This is a genomic window from Runella sp. (assembly GCF_027484545.1).
Lineage (GTDB): Bacteria > Bacteroidota > Bacteroidia > Cytophagales > Spirosomataceae > Runella.
This window is the reverse complement of the sequence record NZ_JAIXST010000231.1, coordinates 1-20,898: the sequence shown is the minus strand read 5'-3', so window position 1 is coordinate 20,898 and position 20,898 is coordinate 1. Positions and strand designations below refer to the sequence as shown.

General features: G+C 41.1%; 18 protein-coding genes. 11 read left to right on the top strand and 7 right to left on the bottom strand.

The features are described 5' to 3' along the window. The first annotated feature begins 161 nt into the window (after positions 1 to 161). On the top strand, positions 162 to 662 hold the full coding sequence (locus tag Q0081_RS21410; RefSeq protein ID WP_298358307.1) for a helix-hairpin-helix domain-containing protein: 501 nt from the start codon (positions 162 to 164) through the stop codon (positions 660 to 662). 105 nt (positions 663 to 767) lie between these two features. On the opposite strand, the gene Q0081_RS21405 is transcribed toward Q0081_RS21410, so the two are convergent. Further along, positions 768 to 1,886, bottom strand: coding sequence for a Gfo/Idh/MocA family protein (locus Q0081_RS21405; protein WP_298358304.1), 1,119 nt, complete (start codon positions 1,884 to 1,886; stop codon positions 768 to 770). Positions 1,887 to 2,038: 152 nt separating this feature from the next. Between Q0081_RS21405 and Q0081_RS21400 the strand changes: the two genes are divergently transcribed. Continuing rightward, complete coding sequence (locus Q0081_RS21400) at positions 2,039 to 3,274, top strand: hypothetical protein (protein WP_298358302.1); 1,236 nt, start codon at positions 2,039 to 2,041, stop codon at positions 3,272 to 3,274. A 103-nt stretch (positions 3,275 to 3,377) separates the two neighbouring features. On the opposite strand, the gene Q0081_RS21395 is transcribed toward Q0081_RS21400, so the two are convergent. Next, entirely contained in the window at positions 3,378 to 5,033 is a 1,656-nt protein-coding gene (locus Q0081_RS21395) for a glycosyltransferase family 39 protein (protein ID WP_298358300.1), read from the bottom strand. A gap of 105 nt (positions 5,034 to 5,138) precedes the next feature. Next, on the bottom strand, positions 5,139 to 6,326 hold the full coding sequence (locus tag Q0081_RS21390; protein ID WP_298358297.1) for an acyl-CoA dehydrogenase family protein: 1,188 nt from the start codon (positions 6,324 to 6,326) through the stop codon (positions 5,139 to 5,141). A gap of 146 nt (positions 6,327 to 6,472) precedes the next feature. Between Q0081_RS21390 and Q0081_RS21385 the strand changes: the two genes are divergently transcribed. The 3 genes from Q0081_RS21385 to Q0081_RS21375 all read left to right on the top strand — a co-directional run bounded on the left by Q0081_RS21385 (position 6,473) and on the right by Q0081_RS21375 (position 8,803). Then, positions 6,473 to 7,021, top strand: a complete 549-nt coding sequence (locus Q0081_RS21385; RefSeq protein WP_298358294.1) for a hypothetical protein — start codon at positions 6,473 to 6,475, stop codon at positions 7,019 to 7,021. Between the two features lie 76 nt (positions 7,022 to 7,097). Continuing rightward, positions 7,098 to 8,327 (top strand): hypothetical protein, encoded by a 1,230-nt coding sequence (locus Q0081_RS21380; RefSeq protein WP_298358291.1) that lies wholly within the window; start codon positions 7,098 to 7,100, stop codon positions 8,325 to 8,327. A 95-nt stretch (positions 8,328 to 8,422) separates the two neighbouring features. Beyond that, the gene (locus Q0081_RS21375) at positions 8,423 to 8,803 is read left to right on the top strand and encodes a co-chaperone GroES family protein (RefSeq protein ID WP_298358289.1); all 381 of its coding nucleotides are present in this window, start codon (positions 8,423 to 8,425) and stop codon (positions 8,801 to 8,803) included. Positions 8,804 to 8,886: 83 nt separating this feature from the next. Here the strand turns inward: Q0081_RS21375 and Q0081_RS21370 are convergent, their stop codons facing one another. From Q0081_RS21370 to Q0081_RS21360, 3 genes are all read right to left on the bottom strand, one after another. Next, entirely contained in the window at positions 8,887 to 9,714 is an 828-nt protein-coding gene (locus tag Q0081_RS21370) for a 1-acyl-sn-glycerol-3-phosphate acyltransferase (protein ID WP_298358286.1), read from the bottom strand. Between the two features lie 109 nt (positions 9,715 to 9,823). Continuing rightward, positions 9,824 to 10,609 (bottom strand): alpha/beta fold hydrolase, encoded by a 786-nt coding sequence (locus Q0081_RS21365; RefSeq protein ID WP_298358283.1) that lies wholly within the window; start codon positions 10,607 to 10,609, stop codon positions 9,824 to 9,826. Between the two features lie 282 nt (positions 10,610 to 10,891). Continuing rightward, complete coding sequence (locus Q0081_RS21360; RefSeq protein ID WP_298358281.1) at positions 10,892 to 12,058, bottom strand: Gfo/Idh/MocA family protein; 1,167 nt, start codon at positions 12,056 to 12,058, stop codon at positions 10,892 to 10,894. A gap of 80 nt (positions 12,059 to 12,138) precedes the next feature. On the opposite strand from Q0081_RS21360, the gene Q0081_RS21355 reads away from it, so the two are divergent. Beyond that, positions 12,139 to 12,339, top strand: coding sequence for a hypothetical protein (locus tag Q0081_RS21355; protein ID WP_298358278.1), 201 nt, complete (start codon positions 12,139 to 12,141; stop codon positions 12,337 to 12,339). Between the two features lie 103 nt (positions 12,340 to 12,442). Here Q0081_RS21355 and Q0081_RS21350 read toward each other — a convergent pair whose 3' ends face one another. Continuing rightward, positions 12,443 to 13,003 (bottom strand): YcxB family protein, encoded by a 561-nt coding sequence (locus Q0081_RS21350; protein ID WP_298358276.1) that lies wholly within the window; start codon positions 13,001 to 13,003, stop codon positions 12,443 to 12,445. 59 nt (positions 13,004 to 13,062) lie between these two features. Between Q0081_RS21350 and Q0081_RS21345 the strand changes: the two genes are divergently transcribed. The 5 genes from Q0081_RS21345 to Q0081_RS21325 all read left to right on the top strand — a co-directional run. Next, on the top strand, positions 13,063 to 13,956 hold the full coding sequence (locus Q0081_RS21345; protein ID WP_298358273.1) for a phosphodiester glycosidase family protein: 894 nt from the start codon (positions 13,063 to 13,065) through the stop codon (positions 13,954 to 13,956). A 52-nt stretch (positions 13,957 to 14,008) separates the two neighbouring features. Beyond that, positions 14,009 to 15,172, top strand: coding sequence for a site-specific integrase (locus Q0081_RS21340; RefSeq protein WP_298358271.1), 1,164 nt, complete (start codon positions 14,009 to 14,011; stop codon positions 15,170 to 15,172). 674 nt (positions 15,173 to 15,846) lie between these two features. After that, on the top strand, positions 15,847 to 18,573 hold the full coding sequence (locus Q0081_RS21335; RefSeq protein WP_298358268.1) for an NB-ARC domain-containing protein: 2,727 nt from the start codon (positions 15,847 to 15,849) through the stop codon (positions 18,571 to 18,573). A gap of 38 nt (positions 18,574 to 18,611) precedes the next feature. After that, the gene (locus Q0081_RS21330; protein WP_298358265.1) at positions 18,612 to 20,213 is read left to right on the top strand and encodes an RNA-binding domain-containing protein; all 1,602 of its coding nucleotides are present in this window, start codon (positions 18,612 to 18,614) and stop codon (positions 20,211 to 20,213) included. A gap of 3 nt (positions 20,214 to 20,216) precedes the next feature. Continuing rightward, a partial coding sequence (locus Q0081_RS21325) for a tol-pal system YbgF family protein (protein ID WP_298358263.1) occupies positions 20,217 to 20,898 on the top strand: 682 nt, incomplete at its 3' end.

Here is a 20,898-nt window from a genome sequence, read left to right as displayed (position 1 = left end):
TTTTTCGTAAAACTTACAATTTGCATTGTCACAGTAGTGTAAGCCTTTATATTTTTCAAAATCTATGTCCATTCAACAAAGATACTTAACATAACTCACTAATCCAGTACCAAAATTTTCAATAGAAGATAATAACGGTTATTTGCTGACTTTTGCCGAAGATGAAAAATAAGACTAACATAAAACTTCCGCTGACGGACATTGAAAAAGTAAATTTGAGAAAGAATAAAATCAAAATTGCTAACATTCTTGACTTTGCAACTGACGAATTGGAAGTGTTGTTAAACTCTACAACTGAACGAGCAAAAGAAATTTATGCATTGGCAGAATTTCAAACTATTCCGTCAATTGGAATAAAATTTGCCGAAGACCTTGTTTTCTTTGGTTATTATTCACTCAACGAACTAAAACAAAAAGACGGTGCTAAACTCACAGACGAATACGAACAGAAAAAAGGTTATTGGATTGACCCTTGCGTTGAAGACCAATTCAGGTTGGTGGTAAACTATGCAAATACAAATGACACGAAAAAAATGTGGTGGAACTTTACCGAAGAACGCAAAAAATATCGTTTTGAAAATGGTTATCCAGCCAGCAGGCCCAAAAAAGCGTGGCACGAAACAATAGAATATAAACGAACAGACAAGCAAGGCAGCCGTTAACAGGGGTTTGACAATACACCGCCCGTGCGGCCTCGCAACAACCTAAAGGCAAGTAATTAATTTTATTCAAGTCCGTGACAACAATTTGGTAGAATCTGGTCAACTTTAGTTTATTAAAATCTTCCTGCCTGTCTTTGCCGCTTTGTAGATGGCGTCCACAATCCGCATATCTTTTAAACCTTCCTGTCCCGCAATGTGCGTGGGGAGGGGTTGGTTGGTCAATAAAACCCGGGCGATTTCGTCCATTTGCTGGGTCTGTTGGTTGATAACCGGAAAATTCAACTCGCCGTTGGTACTCCTACCTTTGAATGGCCCATAACTCAAGGCAGGACTTAACTCAAAAAAACCTTTATCGGCTCCCGCATAAAACCGATCAATGGCAAAGTTATAACTGCTCACCGAGGTACAAACCGCACCGCCGGGAAAGTACAATTGCCACGCAATAGACGCTTCTACCTCCGCAAAATACACTTTGTTGGTATTGGGGCCAAACTGCGCTGTGACTGAAATCGGCTCTTCTCCAAGTACATACCGAGCACTTTGGATACAATACACCCCCAAATTCATCAACGGCCCACCGCCCGACAGAGCTTTTTTCATTCGCCATTCGTTAGGGTCGCCCGGGGCGTCGGTTTTATAACCCAACGAAGCCTCAATGTATCGTACCTGTCCAAACACTTTTTCCTGTCCCAATCTTTTGATTTCCAAGTGGGTAGGTTCGTAGTGTAACCGATACCCCATTGCCAACTGCACCCCTTCGGCTTCGCACACCTTTATCATTTCCTCACAGTCTTTGGCATTGAGGGCCATTGGTTTTTCTACAATAACGTGTTTTTTTGCCTTCGCAGCCCTGATAACATACTCCTTATGCATGGCGTTGGGCAAGAGCACATACACCAAATCAATGTCTTTGTTGTTGATGATGTCATCAAAATTTTGGTAATTGTACACGTTTTGTGCAGGAACACGGTAGTTTTTTGCCCATTCGGCAGCCTTGGAGGGTGTTCCCGAAATAAGTCCATTCAACCGACAATAGTTTGATGACTCCAAACCGTATGCCACGGCGTCGGCATAACGCCCCAAGCCACAAAGTGCAACGTTGAGTTTTTTGTCGTCATTGGGTTTACTACTATTATTGGCCGATAAAGTGAGGTTAGAAACCGATAGCAACGAACTGCCCAACCCTACCTTTTGCAAGAATTTTCGACGCGATACGTGGTTCATAGTTTAAAAAATTTAGATATGTTCAGATAATTTTAGCCCCGGAAATACATTATATCTTTGGACAAAAGTACCTTGCACGCAATAGAAGCCCAAATCAAGGCTTTTTCAACTATATTCAGATTTGTTCAAACTTGTAAATCATTCATTTTCAAATGAATAAAGAAGCACACTCACTCAAAAAATGCCGCGACCTTATCGAAGAAAAACTGGCTTGGGGAAGTAGCGAACGCTGGCAAAATCAAGATTTTGAAAACCTCAGCGAACGCATTTTTGAGGAAACACGCATCCAATTGAGCACCAGTACCCTAAAAAGACTCTGGGGAAAAATCCCTTACGACAGTACTCCTAACTTGGGCACCCTCAATGCCTTGGCGCAATTTGCGGGTTACGACAATTGGCGTGTATTCAGCAGCGCCCAAGTAACTGTTTTGCCTAAAACTCCTATACTGGCTTTTACAGTTTCTATTTTTCAACCTCACCATCTTAGGTTCAGCGTGGCGTTGTGCCTTTTTATTTTATTGATACCTCGCTCGTTGTCAGCTTTTTGGAATTATACCCCTAACCTCCGGTATCATCACATCAGCCTCAGCAGTCAACTCGTAACGACGGGCTTACCCACTACCGCTTTTATTACATACGACGTCACGGACTCCAACGCCGACAGTGTGTTTATTCAACAAAATTGGGACACGCACCAACGCTTCAAAGTAGATAAACACAAGTACCAATGGGCACATACGTACTATACGCCGGGGGTTTATCCTATTCAACTCGTACTCAATGACTCGGTTATACAAAACCACGATTTAATCATCGAAACCAACGGTTGGCTGCGCATGATGGATAAAAAACCTATCCCCGTTTATTTTTCTAAAAATCAGGTTGAACATCCCCAATCTATCGGCATCACTACAGCCGATTTGGAGCAAGCCAAAGTGAATTTTTTCCAATCAGTTCCGTGGGTAAGTTTGTTTAAAGTACAAAAAACGATGGCAGTACCGAGTCAGCGTTTCGTGATGGAGACTTCGTTGAGAAATACGTTTGGAAAAGGGGATGGCGTATGTCAACAAACCAAAATAGCATTAATCGGTACCAAGGGAACACTACTAATACCGCTTTGCACCAAAGGATGCGTGGCCGATTTGCAGGTCATAGCCAACAACCGCGTTTTTGACGGCCACACCGAAGATTTATCCGGGTTAGGCGTTGATTTCAACCATTGGGTAGAAGTTCGCTGTGAAGTAAAAAACCATTCAATGACCATTTTTGTAAATGGCAAACCGGCTTTCAGTCGTCCTATTGAGCATGACATCGGTACCATTGTAGGGACGCGTATCCAGTTTTTGGGTGCGGGCGAAGTAAAACGATTTGACTTGAAGCGACTCTAATAAAGGCGTAAAGAAACACGGAGATAATCAATATCCTTTTGAAAGAAAAGTATAGAGCACGGATAGGATTTCATTGATTCATCCATGCTCTATTCTATAAAAATCAGTTGAGCCTGACCAAATACCTCGGATGGGTTTCGGTAGAGCGCGTTGCAGGATTAAGGAAAGGTAACGTAAGACCCGTTACGTGGAAATTTTGATACGTACGCAGAATTTCATAACGCAATCCCGACGATTTTAATGAAGTCAAACCTTGCTCGTCTGTATAAATGAGTGCGGCTTTCGCAGATTGTCCTTTCAATTCATCAAGAGAGCGCAACGTTGGCGTTGTTCGCTCGGTATAAAAATCAAGGGCACTGTTAAAAATATTGTATTCAGTGACGGGGGCAAGGTCATACACAAAGAAACGCTCACGCTCCTTACTGTAGTTATCAGCGATTTCGTTTCCTACAACCGAACCTATTTGGTAGCGCAGAAGGGATGGGTAAAAATGGCCGTTCATGATCAAATTGGCAGCTATGGCCACCAAAAATGGTGCAAATACCAACTGCGAAAAACGAGGACGTTTTTGGCCGAACAGTCTCACAATCAGCACTGTCAGCATTCCGACAATGATGATTAGAACGATTTTTTCCAATGGAAAAGCCCAAACACTGATAAGTAAGATGGCCAGTGCCATGACGACCGCCGTAAAGATCAACCCTCCCCTCACCCACCGAAACGGCGAAGGCGATTTGCTGTCAATGAGTTGACTCAAATAACGCGCTGAAATCACGGCTGCCAACGGAAACACCACAAAGGTATAATGCGGCAACTGATATTGCGCCGTAGAGAGTGCGGCAAAAGGCAGGAAGAAACCTCCTAAAGAAATCGCTTCATCAGAAGGGTCAAGCCGAAAGCGTTGTTTCCAAACTCGTTGAAAATCCGAAAAAAGTGCTGGCACAAAAACCAATACCCACGGCAAAAAACTCCAAAGGAAGTTTTGAGCCTGAAACAACAATCCTGGACTGTTGGCCCATTCGTTTTCCCCCGTTATTCGACCAAAGCTTTGCTCCCAAAAGAAAAAGTACAATCCATGTTGGCCGTATTGTCCATACAAACCAATGCAATACGGAATTAATACAATCCCAATAATCAGAGCACCCAACAACCAACGCGGGTCAAAAAGCTGTTTCCATTGACGTTTCAAGACAAAATCCACGAAGAAAGCAGTGCCTACCACAATCAAAGCAATGGGACCTTTGGCCAACATCCCCAAACCCGCAAACACAAATCCGCCTACAAAATACGTCCAACGACGATGACGCAGGTATTCCGCTATCTGCCAAATTGAAACGGTTACGCAATTGGTAAGCAACGTATCACAACGCACATCGTGGTTCATCAGGAAAAACGCCTGACAACTTCCCATGATCAACGCGGCAATGTAGGCTGTTTGCTCAGAATAATACAGTTTACAGAACCGATAAATGGCGTAAATCCCGAGAAATGTGGAGAGTAGGGGAACAAGACGATAGGCAAAATTAGTAGCTCCAAATACTTTAGCAATCAACGCAGTTACCCAAAACAGCAACGGAGGTTTATCTAAATAATAGTCAGTACCGCGAAATTGAACATCTAAAAATTGATTATTATCGGCCATTTCACGACCAATGGACGCATACTGCGCCGCATCTATGTCCATTATATCAATGTAAAAGGCACCCACCAAATACACAATCAATAAAGCAAAAAAGGGCAAAAAACGAGAATAATTCATACTTGGGGTACTAATTGTGAATTGTGATTGAGCGAATGAGTGATTATAGATTTGAAAAATTGTGCCGCGAAAAATCGAAATTTTGCACTGCTTCAACTCGACACTTTATTTAAAAGCTTGAATTCCGGTAATTTCATACCCTAAAATCAGCAAGTGAATGTCGTGGGTACCTTCGTAGGTAATGACTGATTCAAGATTCATAATATGGCGCATGATGGGATAATCACCCGTAATCCCCATTCCCCCCAGCATCTGCCGAGCTTCGCGGGCGATGGTCAGGGCCATGTCCACGTTGTTACGCTTCGCCATAGAAATTTGAGCCGTCGTAGCACGACCTTCATTTTTAAGCGTTCCCAATCTCCACGCCAACAATTGAGCTTTGGTTATTTCGGTCAACATTTCAGAAAGTTTCTTTTGTTGCAACTGAAAACCCGCAATCGGTTTTCCAAATTGTACGCGCTCCAAAGCATACTGACGGGCGGTTTCGTAACAATCAATCGCTGCTCCGATAGCTCCCCAGGCGATGCCGTAACGAGCATTGTCCAAACAACCTAACGGTCCGCGCAATCCTTCCACATTTGGCAAAATGTTGGCTTTTGGCACTTTCACGTTATCAAAAACCAGTTCACCCGTTGCACTCGCACGAAGCGACCATTTATTATGAATTTCGGGCGTGGTAAAACCTTCCATGCCGCGCTCTACAATCAATCCCTGAATGCGTCCTTGTTCATTTTTTGCCCAAACCACCGCTACATGAGCCACCGGCGAATTGGTGATCCACATTTTCGAGCCGTTCAAAATGACGTGGTCGCCGGCATCTTCAAAATGAGTCAACATGCCGCTTGGATTGGAACCGTGATTGGGTTCTGTCAAACCAAAACAACCAATCATTTCCCCCGAAGCCAAAAGAGGTAAATATTTCTGACGCTGTTCTTCGGAACCGTACGTATAAATTGGCCACATCACCAACGAACTTTGCACGGAAACCGTAGAGCGCATTCCAGAATCACAACGCTCAATTTCCTGGGTCATCAGCCCATAAGAAATATAGTCTAAACCGCCGCCACCGTACTCAACGGGAAGCGTTGGGCCAAAGACGCCGATTTCTGCAAAGTTTTTGATCAGGTGCGCCGGAAACTCGCCGCGTTGGGCATATTCTTCAATGATGGGCCGCACGTCGCGATTCATCATTTGATGAACTGCCTCACGCACCATCTTGTGCTCTTCGGTCAATAAATCATCGATTTGGTAAAAGTCCGTATTTGTCGTAGTTGTTGATAAAGTAGTACTCATGATTTTTGGATGGGGGAGTTATTCGGACAAAATTACCACAAAATCCACCCAAAACCACAAAAAAACACCCAAAGCTGTAACCAAATTGTTATCTCAATCGTTAATTAATTATATTTTTGTTAATACCCTGACACTACTGCATTCCTGTGGAAACGTTTTTACTTATTTTTTTATTTATTCCGTATTTAGTGATCCGCTACCACTTAACCGATCACGATACCCCTACCGAAAAAGACCGTAAAAGACTGTCGGAGGGGATTGAATTATTTGAAAAACAGGCATATACCGAAGCTCACTCGTATTTTGACCGAAAGATAAAAGAATACCGTAAATCAGCCATTGCGTATGCCTACCGGGGAAAATGCAATTTAAAAGCCGACAATTTATACTCCGCTCTGTATGATTTTTCGGAAGCGTTGAGTTTTGACAATACGCTCCCAGAAGTACATCTGGATAAAGGAATTGTCCTCTACCGTTTGGCCGAATACAACAATGCTTTTTTGTGTTTTGACAAAGCCGTTTGGTTTTCGCGCGGCGAAGAGCCTGAGTCCTTGCGTTGGCGAGCGTTGGCAAGATTGAAACTTCACCAACTCTCTCAAGCTGAGCAAGATCTTTCTAAAGCCGCAAAACTGGGCGACGAAAACGCTGCTTATGTCCTCAGCCAACCCCCTTTTCGTCGAAAAGTACAAGTCTAAAAACAAGATTTTCAGTATATATGTACAACAAGGAGCTTCCTACTTGTATTATATCTATTTACACAAACCTTGCATTATGAAACGACTGTTTATACTGTTCAGTCTTTGTTCTTACGTTACTTTTGCGCAAACTCTCCCCCCTAAGATTTTTCTAAATTGTCAAAATGTTCGCTGCTACGACGATTACGTCCGTACTGAATTATCATTTTTCGATTTTGTAAGAGATCGTTTACAGTCTGACATTGAAATTCTAGTCATCAATCAAACCACAGGAGCAGGAGGACATACTTATACGGTCAATTTTTTAGGGCATAATCAATACAACACGAAATCAGACACGCTTACTTTCAGTACTCGACAGACAGATACGGAAGATATGATTCGTAAATCCTTACTAAAAACCATTAAACAAGGTTTGATTCCGTATTTGATTGATACTGAATTTTTTCAACAGGTCAGCTTCAATTTTCCTAAACGAAAATTGCAAGATACCCAACCTGAACGTGACCGATGGAATTATTGGGTTTTCAATTTGGGAGGAAGCGGTAATTTTAGCGGCGAGAGCAATAAAAGCTATCTATCACTCGCCAGTAGTTTTCGAGTGAGTCGGGTATCTCCTTCCTCCAAGTTCATTTTTTCGGGTTATCAAAACGAAAATCGTAGCCGCTTTACCGTTAATGGAGAAGAAATCAAGGTATCAAATATCAATTATGGGTTTTCATCTTTGTACGTCAAAGGGTTTTCGGAACATTGGTCAGCGGGTGGCTTTTACCGTGGTTTTCATTCCATTTATCAAAACACCAATTATTCCCATAGCGTAGCTCCTGCGCTGGAATACAGCGTCTTTCCCATTTCACAAATTACTCGCCGACAGTTTCGTTGGGTATATCAAGCGGGCATCCGCGACGTTGATTACATCGAAACCACCATTTTTGACAAAACCCGCGAATTATTACCCTACCACCAAATCACGGGAATTTTTGGAGTTACGGAGCCGTGGGGCAACTTCAGCTCCGAAGTCAGTACCTACCAATACCTCCACGATTCGTCTAAATATCGTTTCAGTCTTGAATTAGATTTTTCTTGGCGAGTGTTAGAAGGCCTTTTTCTTCGTTTTTCAGGCAATGCCAGTTTGATCAAAAACCAAATTTCACTGGCTAAGTCTACAGGAACGGCCGAAGAAATACTACTCAGTGGCAGGCAATTACCCACCACTTTTAGGTACGGGTCTTCCTTTGGACTCAATTATACTTTTGGCTCCATCAACAACAACGTGGTCAATCCACGCTTTTCTGGCGTTGATTAAATCAACTTTTTTACGAGGATTGTTGTTTATTTAAACACGTTGGCCAATTTTTGGCTAACATTATCCAACATAAAACCTCCATTTAGGAATAAAAAATGCTTGAAGTAACCCCCGATAATCAATTGAAACGCCTCATCATTGTGGGCGACCGTGTGCTCATCCGTCCCAAAAATCCGGTTGATCAAACCCCTACAGGATTGTATCTGCCTCCAACTGTCACTGAAAAAGAACAGGTACAAAGTGGCTACGTGATTAAAGTGGGCCCCGGCTATCCCATTCCCACGCCCACAGAGGATGAGCCTTGGAAAGAAACGGAAGAAAAAGTAAAATACATGCCTCTACAGGCTCAGGAAGGCGATTTAGCCATTTATCTCCAACGAAATGCCATTGATGTAGTTTACAACAACGAAAAATACGTCATTGTACCGCAAGCCTCCATACTAATGTTGGAACGAACCGAAGATTTATTCAATTAAAATTCCTCTGTGTTCCTCCGTTTCTCCGTGGTTTAAAAAAATTAACCACAGAGGGAAAGAGGAACACAGAGAAAATACATTTCTCATTCCTCGCCCCGCATCCATTTCATTTTTTCGTAGGGAATATCCTGTTCAATTTCTTTGCGTACCAATTCCACAATTTCCTCCACACTCAGTGAAGGAGCATAGCGTCGGGGAGCTTTAAAACGTACAGTCAATGTCGTATTTCGTTTTTTAAAGCGAAGTCCTTTTTTATCGAATGCCCGACGAAACCCATTAATAACCACGGGAACTACCAGCGGATTATTATCCTGAATCAAATGCCCCGTTCCTTTTCGCAACGGTGCATACGGGCTGGTGGTTCCTTGCGGAAAACTCACAACCCAACCATGGGCGAGGGCTTGGGCAACTTTATCTCCCGCCGAAGAGTCGCGCGCGCGCTTCACGTTTTGCCCTTCGGCTCGCCACGAACGCTCTACGGTAATAGCTCCGCCCAATCCAAACAATTTAGGAACAATGCCCGCTTTCATGGTTTCGCTGGCTGCGATGTAATAACTCCGCGCCCGGGGTGCCAACAGATAGAGCGGCGGTACAATTGTACTTTTAAAACCCCACTTGACACTCGAAAAAATATGGTAAAACGAGATAACGTCCGCAAAATAGGTTTGGTGATTTGAGAGGAACAAAACGTCGTGTTCCGGGAGATTTTCCAAGTGTTCTATTCCTTCAATCTGTGTTTTATTGACGACTGTAAAGCGCCAATACGTAAACCACCCAATGGCAGAAATTAGTAAGCGTTTGATAAGCAACGAATTGCCGAAGGGATCTCGCTCCAATAAGCCTAAAAAATCGAGCCAAGCGAGCCATTTGGGAAGATAACTATACCGAGTAGCGGGTCGGTCGGGTGTCATAATTGAGGGGTTGTACTACTTTCTACTACGTAAAAGTAATAGAAGCCCGTAAAATTGCAAGAAAAAAGTCGCCAAATGGCTTAAAACCCCTTGGCGACTTTTGAACGATTTAAACGGTTACTAAACCAACTTCGGCAATTTTATGATTTACCAAAAATTGGTCAAGCAGCACATTAAAGCGTTCGGGGTGCTCCATCATGGGAGCGTGGCTACATTTATCGATGAAGTATAATTCAGAATTAGAAATCAGGCGATTGAATTCGTGGGCAACGTGCGGTGGTGTGATGGTATCATTCAACCCCCAAACCAACAACGTTGGCGCTTCTATTCGGTACAAATCTTTGGCCACGTTATTACGTTGCGCCGATTTGGCAATGCCTACAATACTCATGCACTTAGGAATGCTCGACGTCGTTTCGAATACTTCATCAATCAATTCTTTGGTCGCTACCTTTGGGTCATAAAACGTATAGGCTACCCGTTCAGCGATATACTCATAACTTCCGCGTTTGGGATACGAACCACCCATTCCGTTTTCAAACAGCCCTGAACTGCCCGTCAACACCAAACGTTTGATTTGCTCGGGATTTTTTAAAGTATAAAGAATAGCAATGTGTCCTCCCAATGAATTGCCGATAAGGGTCAGATCATTTAATTTTTTGGACGCTACAAATCCTTCTGTAAAAGCAACCAATGCTTCCAATCCGGCTTCGCGCGGATTCATCTCATAAATAGGAAGCATCGGAATGAGGATTCGGTAATTTTTACTGAAATGCGTAATCACCCCATCCCAGTTGCTCAACGCGCCAAAAAGCCCGTGCAACAGCAGCAATACATCTCCCTGACCTTCGTCAATGTATCGGTAACCGTCAGATTCTTTTATCAAGTAGCTCATAATCAATGGATAAGGTTCGTTTTTATGGGATAAATCAAAGGAAAAATGAAAGTTTTCGATTGAATTTCTAACGCGGCAGTTGCAAATATAGTTTATTTCATTTCAACCTTTTTATAATATTTTCGTTAAACAAGGAATAATACCACACTTTCTAAACGAAAGTCAAATTTTACAACTGTTTGTAAATAAAGGGTTTAAACAAAATAATCAATCAGTATGCAAACATAACAAAATTGTACTTTTCTGATTCACTATTGGTTAAAAATATTTTCAGGGTCTAACTTACACAACCACAGGCCATTTGAAAGTGGAAGTCAATTGAATTCGCCGGCCCTTTGCCTGCGACTCACGAGCGGCTTCAATGATTTCCAATACGTGCAGGGCGTGTTCGGCCGCAATGAGTGGCTCTTTGCCCGTTGATAAGGCTTCCGCAATGACGGATGCACCCTGTTCCCACACGTGTGTACCCGCATCCGTAGCGTACCGTTTGCCTTTTTCGTCGTCAATAGTGGCCATGTCTACGCCAAACGGTTTCCAATCGTAGCCAATGAGGTGCATCGCGCCGCGCGTCCCGACAATGGAAACCGTTGGTTTCTCCTGACCGCTTCCTTCGTGCCCATAAGGGTCAAAATAATTGAATCCGCATTGTACGTGCGACAACGCTCCGCTTGCGTGCTGCATTACTACCATGGCGTTGTCTTCGGCTTCTACTTTGATTTTTCCTTTATCATCTACCTGACGTTCCGTCGTCAATACGTTTGTCATCGCTACAACCGATTTCACCGGGCCCAGTAAGCCGCTCAACGTCGCTAAATTGTAAACCCCCAAATCGGGCAAACTCCCCCCTCCTCTCTCGTAGAAAAACGCGGACCACGTTGGACCCAAATGCCCGTAATGCGCGTGAGCCGCCGCTACTTTTCCGATTTTACCTTCATTGATGGCTTTGGCCATAAACGCAAACTGCGGGCTGTTCACCACGGCAGGAGCGCCCCAAATCCGTACTTTTTTCTCAATCGCCAAGTCTAACAATTCACGGCCTTCACGGTAGGTATTGGCCATGGGTTTTTCACTCCAAACGTGCTTTCCTGCCAAAATCGCCTGACGATTGAGCCGCCCGTGTTCCTGCATATTGGTCAGATTGACCAGCAAATCAAACGATGGTCCGCTCAGTAATTGATCTATGTGAGGAAAATGATGAGGCACTTTGTACTTATCAGCCGCTGCTTTTGCCCGTTCCTGTTTAATATCACAGACGCTGATTAGTTCCACCACGGGTGATTTTGACAAATGCGGCAGGTACATTCCTGATACGCTGCCGCAGCCAATGAGTCCAATGCGGATTTTACGGTTTTCGGCCTGAGTTGTTAGCGGCACCAAAGCGGCAGCCATGCCCAACAGGCCCATTTGAGTTAAGAATTCCTGACGGCTGAGAAGAGCTTGATTGTCCATGAGTGAAGGGATTTTTGGAAGGGTTAGGAGTATGTTAGGAATTATTTGCTTCGAATTACTAATAAAAGCTTTCCGAGTTGGTGAGCCCTTACTTTTCTTGCCGCAGCGGCGGACCGTTTGCCCAAGAAAAGTATCGCAACGGCGAACCGTCAAAAGAAGGGCAGTCGCATCGGCGCTCCGACTGTCCAAAGCTTCTGCGCACAAACCCAACGCGCTCGGCAGCGGCCGACCGTCACGCTGGACAGGCATTCCCTGCGCGCAAGGATTTGACTATCAGTTAATTTTCAATTTAACTTTTGCTTTGCCAAAAATAAAAAAAATGGCTATGTTTCCACAGCCATTTTTCCGAACATTCCGTTTTCCGTATGTCCGTTGTCCGTTTTTTTAAGCTTTTACCTCAGGCAACAGATTCTTTTGTTTCAAAATGCGCTCAAAAAGGCGCAAATCGTGCTCTGAGTTGAAAACCGACGTTGGGAAATGCAAAAACTGCCCCCGTGCCATCACCAATATGTATGCGTCTTTTTCTTTGTAGGCACTTTTGATTTGGTCCCACTGCATGATACCGCCTTCTTTCGGATTAGTTTTTACCATGATTTGGCGGCTATCAATTTCGTATAAGTATTTGTCAAACAATTGTTTATACTGTTCTAATTGCGTTACCCCCGTAAATTGTACCCACCAAAAACCAACGTACAAAGCCGCGCCTAAAACGACGACGATGTACACCCATATATTAGGATACACGCCCGTAAGCCCCAAAATTGCATTGAGTAATAAAAGTCCCAAAGGAACGAGTGTCCACACTTTTTGCTGTTCCCACGTCTGACGCAAGGCAATGCGTACGTACTTTTTTTTGTCCAACGCAAACTTTTTAGTCTTCACCGCCAGCGGTGAAGTGGGCATTTGATAAACAGGCTGATGCTTATTAACCGGAACTTTTGCCATATTTGAAGAATAATTCGATTGATTTTGTTGTTAAACGATTCACAAAATTAGGAAATAAAATGAAACCCATCCTGTTTTTATTGCTGCTAAATCTATCCGCGCTCTACGCGCAAACACCCAATGATTCTCTCGCATTGCACCAAGCCCAATGGAACGTTCAGGAAATCGGCGGGGGCATTCGGTGGAAAAGCATTCATTTTCAAAACCGTGAATTGTTTAGCGCCAACCAAAGCATCAATGTATTGGAAATTCCGTATCGAAGCCGTCGCCTGAAATGGGGCATTGCCACTGCCGATTCGTTGAACAAAAAAGATAAAACCAAAGGTCAATTGCGCCTGACGAGCAAAATTGCCCAAGAAAACAACGCCCTTATTGCCGTCAATGGCGGATTTTTCGACGTAAAAAACGGGGGCTCGGTTGATTTTATCAAAGTCAACGGGCAAGTGACCGACACCACGCGTTTCAAAGTAGGTAGCAAAGCCGCTTTTCACGGCCAAGCCGCCATTGTCCTGCACCGCAACCGAATAAGGATTCTAAAAGGGCAACCAACGGTGGGTTGGGAATACACCCTTCCTTACGACAATGTGATGCTTTCAGGACCTCTACTTATTTTGGATGGCAAAAATGAAACTCTTCTAAAAACGCCCGCGTCGGCGGTCCGATTCAACGACAACCGACACCCACGCACCTGCGCCTGCACAACGCATGACAAAAAAGTACTGCTCCTAACCATAGACGGCCGCACTCCTGAATCCTACGGACTGAATTTAGCCGAACTGACCTTTTTGGCTCGCCAACTCGGCTGCCGCGATGCCGTCAACTTAGACGGCGGCGGCTCTACCACGATGTGGATTGCCAAAAAAGGCGTGGTGAATTATCCCTGCGATAATAAGAAATTTGACCATGAAGGGGAAAGGGCAGTGAGTAATGTGTTGGTGGTTAAGAGGAAGTGAGGAGTTTATCTTTACTTTTTCATTTTGTTTCGTCTAAAAGACAAAAAGCCCCGTGGTAAACATCTCCATAGACACTCAAGACCCCGATTTATTGTGTGCGGTTTTCAATGACAAATCCGCCAATCCCCTCATTGAGCAGGTGCCGGGTCGCCGTTGGAGTTATTCCCGCAGGTGTTGGGTAGTGCCCAATACCCGCGGGAGTGTGGTTAAAATAGGCCAATTGTTTGGCAAAGAACACTGTCAATTTTCACGGGAAATTATCCGATTGTATAAGCCAAAAGCCACTGTCGAAGAAATCAATCGGTACCTAAATCCACCGCATCAGCAGCCTGGCCAAAAACAATCGTGGAAATATAAGCCAAAAAATGTAGAGGCTGCCAACCATCCTACAATTCAGGAAGTAGTGCGAGAACTTCAAATTCGGAATTATAGCTATAAAACCATTAAAAATTATAAAAGTGCTTTGATAAGCCTCATTCATTTTGTCAAAGACAAACCCCTTGCCACACTGCCACTTGAAGAACTCAAAAGTTACCTGCATTTTTTGGCCGAAAAGCGAAAGAAAAGCTACTCCACTATCAACATAGTGCTCAATGCGTACAAGTTTTATCGGGAACAAGTCTTGGGCGAGCCCAAACTCCCGTATTTTAAGTTGTCCTATGCCAAAGTACCTGACCAATTGCCTAAAGTGTTCAGCAAAAACGAAGTAAAAGCTATTTTCGCTCATACGACCGGACTGAAATACCAAATGGCTTTTCGACTCATTTACGCGGCAAGTTTGCGTGTAGGCGAACTTTGCCAATTAAAATGCAGTAACATTGATTTTGAGCGAAAAACCATCCGCATTGAGCAGGGCAAAGGCAAAAAAGACAGAATTGTGATGCTTTCCGAAAAACTGATTCCTGAAATCAAAGACTATTTGCAAAAGAAGCAGCCTAAAACCTATTTCATCGAAAATGCCGAAACCCACGAGCCGCTCTCTACTCGTACCCTGCAAATCGTTTTTGCCGAGGCTGCGGCCAAAGCCGGTATTACCAAAAGGGCGGGGATTCATACCCTTCGACACTCTTTTGCTACGCACCTTTTAGAAGCTGGCACCGACATCAGATACATTCAAGCGCTATTGGGGCATACCGATATACGCACTACTCAACGCTATACACACGTAAGCAGCGAAGCCATTGGGCAAATACGCAGCCCCCTCGACGACTTATAAAACCGAATCAGTACATCGGATTAACATGGTACGAAGGCGGTCTAAACTGAAAAACCTGCTCTTAAGCACGTACCCTTGCGAATATCCTTTGAGGATGCGTTTATTTTGGTGGATACAATCACGTGAATCTATGCGATACAACTGCTTATCTTCCCCAAAAAAGTAATTGGGATAGCCTGCTATGTTCCATTTCCGAACCACTTTTTGCTTGAACTCAGGATGGTTTACTACCATTGGATAAATAAATAAAAAATTATTTGCGAATATAGGCACAATTCAATATTCTTGTACAATAGAACAACTTAAAACCTCAAAGTGTTAACCAATGCACGAAAAATACCTGTGAATCAACTCGTTGTAGTGAAGCGGTTTTTCGTCTAATAACACGTTGGGTGCATCGGCTTTTCAAGTGTTCGTTTGCCAGTTTCTGGGCCACAGGAAGCGGGCCTCAGAGGTTAAGTTTTTTGTCCGTTCGGCGGGTTTCGTGTGACACAGGAAACGCCAGAAAAAGTTAGTTTTAGGTTTGTAGGTCAGCATTCTTGCGACAGGGTGCACGTCTCGACAGTCAAGTTTTTAACAAATCTTGATACAGAAAACTTTTATTCATCTCAGAAAATATTTCACGTTTTGAATCTTGCAATCCCGAAGGACTCAAAGATTTTAAGTAGACAAATATGGATTATATTAGAAAGCAGATTCAACAACGGATAGATTTCTTACAATCTATGGGAGATAAATCCTCGTTAAAAATGCACCATCAAGCTCGTTTTGAATATACGTTGATTTACATACTTGGATATTTATGGAATAAGAACGTAGATAAACTTGATTATGAAGATAGAGAATTTGTATTGCAGAATATAATAAAGCCAACTATAGGCATAGTTGTAATGATATGTCGTAAACTTGATATAAATACAGAAATTTTTAAAAGCGGTAAGCTAAATCAAGCTCTTGAAAAATACCCAAAAGTAAGAAATGAATTGTTAGGCCATGGTTTCGTTTATGAAGATGCTCCTGAGAAAGTAAATTCTATACTGCAAGATTTATACAATGCCATTTCAACATCCGATTTGCCATTAATTAAGGAGGATATAGATATAATTTACGTTACTTCTCTTGACGCTAATGTATATAAAGGTATTCTCTATAAAAGTGATGGCACTAATTATAGTGTTTGGAGTTGCCCTCGAAATATTTGCGAATTTCAAATTAAAAACCTCTATGGAAGTTACGGCATAAACTACTATTTTAGACTATCTCCATTCATAGAAGTTACAGCTTTTGGTAAAGAAATATTTTTCTTCAATAGTATTGATGAAAAACTTACAGGTAGAGTTAAATATAACAAGCTGCTGGAAACAGGTATTCACTTCCAAGAATGGGATGAATTTTGCGAATTAGATATAACTAACGACGGGATTAAAGTTAAAAGTCATAATGGTACTATTCGTAATATTTACGAAAACAACTACAAAAAGTATATCGATATTGGAATAAAAAGAAGATTGAAGGACTTTCTTCTTAAAAACAAAGCTTCTGTTTGTGCCACAGTTTGGGGTCATGGAGGTGTTGGCAAGACTGCCACTATTCAAAGCCTGTGCGAAGACATAGCCAATGATGAGCGCAAATTCTTTGATTATATTGTTTTCTTGTCAGCTAAGGATCGTAAATATGACTACTACACAGGAAAGATTGAAGAAATTACCGACAAGATAACAACATTAGCCGAATTACTTAAAGGAATTAACAAAGTTTTGTTCAACAATGAAACTGATGATTCAAATTCTATAATTAACCTTAAAGGAAGAAAACTACTCCTTGTTATTGACGACTTTGAGACCTTTCCTAAAGAAGAAAAAGACAAGATAGATTTGTTTATATCTCAACTAAACACTAACCAACACAAAGTAATTATTACAACAAGGGCTGCCAATATAAATATTGGACAGGAGTTTCAGACTAATGAACTTACACAAGAAGAAACGAAACGTTTTCTGTTAGAAGTTATTAAAAATGAGGAGCTTGGTAGTGATGAAATTATAAAGCATGAGTTAGACATACCTGAAAAAAACCATAAAGTATTCGAGATAACTAGTGGCAGACCTTTGTTTATTTTTCAATTTGCGTTTATCATTGGACAAAAAGGATTTACTGATGCGGTAAACTACAAAATTAAGGAAGGAGACACAGCTATCAATTTTCTATATGGCCGTATTTATGAATATTTATCACCAAAGGCCAAAGACCTATTTGTGGTTTTGAGTTTGTTAGATGACTTGAGCAATGTCATAGAAAAGGCTCAATATATCTTGAATCTTGAGCATGAGTCTGATGTTTTTAACTCAGCTGTGAATGAGTTAGTTAAACTGAAAATTATAAAAATTGATGATGAACATAAATTCTTTGAAATATATTCTAAGGAAATATTTCAAATAATGAGTGATTACTTTGAAAAACGTCCGGGGCCCTTTAAAGGTAATTGTGTTATTAGGAGAAATCAAGTAAACAGAGACAAAACATTAGATGTTGAGCATTCTTTGTTGCTCACTGCAAATGCTAACCGGCTGGCTAAAAATGAAATCGAAGTTATAGACAGCTACAAGCAAATTATAAACAGAACAACAAGCCCTTTGGAAGTAAAGCTACCAGCTATTTTAAACTTAGCTGCATACCTTGTTGACAGGGGAAAGAAAGAATTAGCACTAAGGTATTTAGATGAGTATAGTTACCATTTTAATAAGAACAGCGCAAAAGGTTCTAATGAAAAAGTGCATTATGCTACATTTACAAAAATGTGGGCAACATATTATTGGGCAAACGGTACAAGAGAGCAAAAGGAGAAAGCAATTGACAGTTTACTTACCTATGCCTCTTCAGGATTTAACTTTGTAGACGACTTAGATTTAGAGTTATCGGGTATGTTGCTACAGTACAGATCAATCTTAATAATATCTGATTGGCAAGATTTAAAAGAAAAAAGTAAGTACAACGAAATTTCATTTACAGATTTTGGGCAAATAAGGGATAAACAAAAACAAATCTGCAAAGACATTCACGACAAGCAAGGTGTATTTTTATATAATAGCATTGTAGGCAGGAAACTGGATGAAATTTCATCCGGTGCCCGACAGAATGTGATTGCAGGTTTTTATAGCTTTTTGGAAGTGCTGATAAGATTAGACAAAATTGAGTTAGCAGTAAAAATATGTGAATTCGTTTTGTATTGTGCGCCTAAGAATTTTCATCAACAGTTCAAGATAAAGCAGGACTGGCTTAAGAGCATCTTGTATAAACGAACAAATACCTCCTACAGGTCTAAGCCAAATCAAAGTTCTACCGCTCAAGTTTCTGAATTAGGCGAAAAGTTGAAAGATGCAATGAACAAAAATCCAAAATAGACACTACGATTAGGTGGTTAAGTGAACAAAAAAGAACAATGAAGACAAGCCGACAAGTAGTAACTGATTTTCTAAATCAGTTTGTGTTAGACGAACAGGACAAAAAGATTCTATTCTTAAATTTTTCCACACCCCAGATACTCAATGTTTTAACACAATCACAGACAGAAATAAAACTTGAAAGTGATTTTGAGAATATTAAGAGTAGGCAATTTGATTTAATTATAGGCGACCTTCCATTTGGGTTGCAATCAGTGCTTGTTGACACGGTTTCTAAATTAAAGATTAATAAAAATTGGAGCTATATTTTAACTTCGCTACGGACTTTAAAAGATGGAGGAGAAGCGTTTTTTTTAGTTGAGCCAAGTATTTTATTTTCACAACAAGGAAAAAGATTTATTAACGACCTGGCTTTAGAAAGTTATTTCTATAATTCTGTATTCGAGCTTCCTGAGAAGTTGCTTTACCCAGCGACAGCATTTCAACCGATTATCATTCATTTTGAAAAACGAAAGCAAAAAGAACTTTTTATTGGAGAAGTATCAAGTGACTATGAGTCTTTGATAAAATCCTTTATTTCAAGAACCTCATCAAGTAATTTAGCCACTGGGATCATAATTCCGAGGAAAGACTTCGAATCTTTTCATAAATTCAGAATTGAGAATGAAATAAACAATCTTCAAACACAGTATAAGGAATATTCAAAATATAAGTTAAATGAAGTCGCTCTCGAGATTAATCTAACTCGTGAACATTTTCAGGAGAAACCAAATAGTATTTATATACCCAAGATTGGCCCATCACCAGTTGTAGCTGCTATTAACGAGACAAAAATTAAACATCAGAATCTTTTCCAAATAGTACTTAATCCCAATATTGTAAAGTCAGAATTCCTTGCCCTATTTTTTCATTCAGATTTGGGGAAGCAAATCTTAAGATCATTGACCAGCGGTAGCTTTATTCCCAATATCAATAAATCAGACCTTGAAAGTTGTTATGTATCAGTTCCGAGTCTGCAAGAACAAAGTTTACTGGTTCTGACTAATCAAAAGCTTTCTGAAATACAGAATACTATTAATCAGCTAAAGGCGGAACTTAGTTTAAACCCAAAGAGTGCAACTGTGATTCTTGATAAGTTTGAAAGTATTCAAAGTCCATTAAAACAACTTTCTATAGAAGATCAAATTTTAGGTCTGATAAGGAAAGGGGAGAATAAACATATTGAGTTCAAAGAATCATTTTCAAAAAATACAAGAACGGGACAGAAAGATAAAGAGATTGAAAAAACGTCATTAAAAAATATAGTTGGTTTTCTAAATGCAGATGGTGGAGTATTACTTATAGGTATCGCTGACAATGGAGAAGTTAAAGGAGTTGAAGACGACTTCTTTACAACAGCCGACAAATATAAACTCAACTTTAAGAATGCAATAAACTCAAAAGTTGGCTCTGAGTTCTATTCACTAATTGACTATGAACTGTTCAATGTGGGTGGGCGCTTGGTATTGAAGGTTGACTGCAAAGCATCAAATGAGCCTTGCTTTTATGACCAAACAGAGTTTTTTGTCAGGACAAATCCTGCTACTGATAAACTCGAAGGAAAAAAACAAATCGATTACATAAGAGAACGGTTCAGATAGAATATGGAGGGAAAAAGTACAGTACTTAAAATGGGCAGCTTCCCGGCGACAGGTAGCAGGCCGCGAGGTCAGGCGAACAGCCCAACCGGGCAGGGGTGTAAAGGCTCGCTTCGCTCACCATCAACCCCTGCGGTCGTTGGAAATTTAAAAAAATATATTCTTATGAATCTTGACGAATTATTCAAAAATGGATTAACATCATTAGAAAAAGGCGATTATGATAATGGTGCAAAATATTTCAGAGAATGTGGTGAATTATCAAAGGTGAACGGTAATGACCAAAATGCGGCATATTCATTTATAAAAGAAGCAGAGTGCCACATGAAAAATGAAAGATATATTGAAGCAAATCATATTCTTAAAATATTTTCAAAATATTATAAAAATGTGAGTTCTGAGACAGGTGAATTTCTATATTTATATGGTCTAAATTGTATTCATATTGGTTTTGTTGATAAAGGGATAGCCCTTTTAAAACAAAGTTCCCAAGTTTTAAGTCATATACCCAATAAAACAACACATTCAGACAATTTACTTGACAATGCTTCATATGTCCTCAATGATGCTGTAAAATTAGATTATGGTCAAGCGAAGGACTCAAAGTGGTTATGGCTAAGGAAGCATCTTTGGAATAGTAATGGTAATAACTTTTTTCTATTATTGCCTGTAATTGCATTTATGGCAT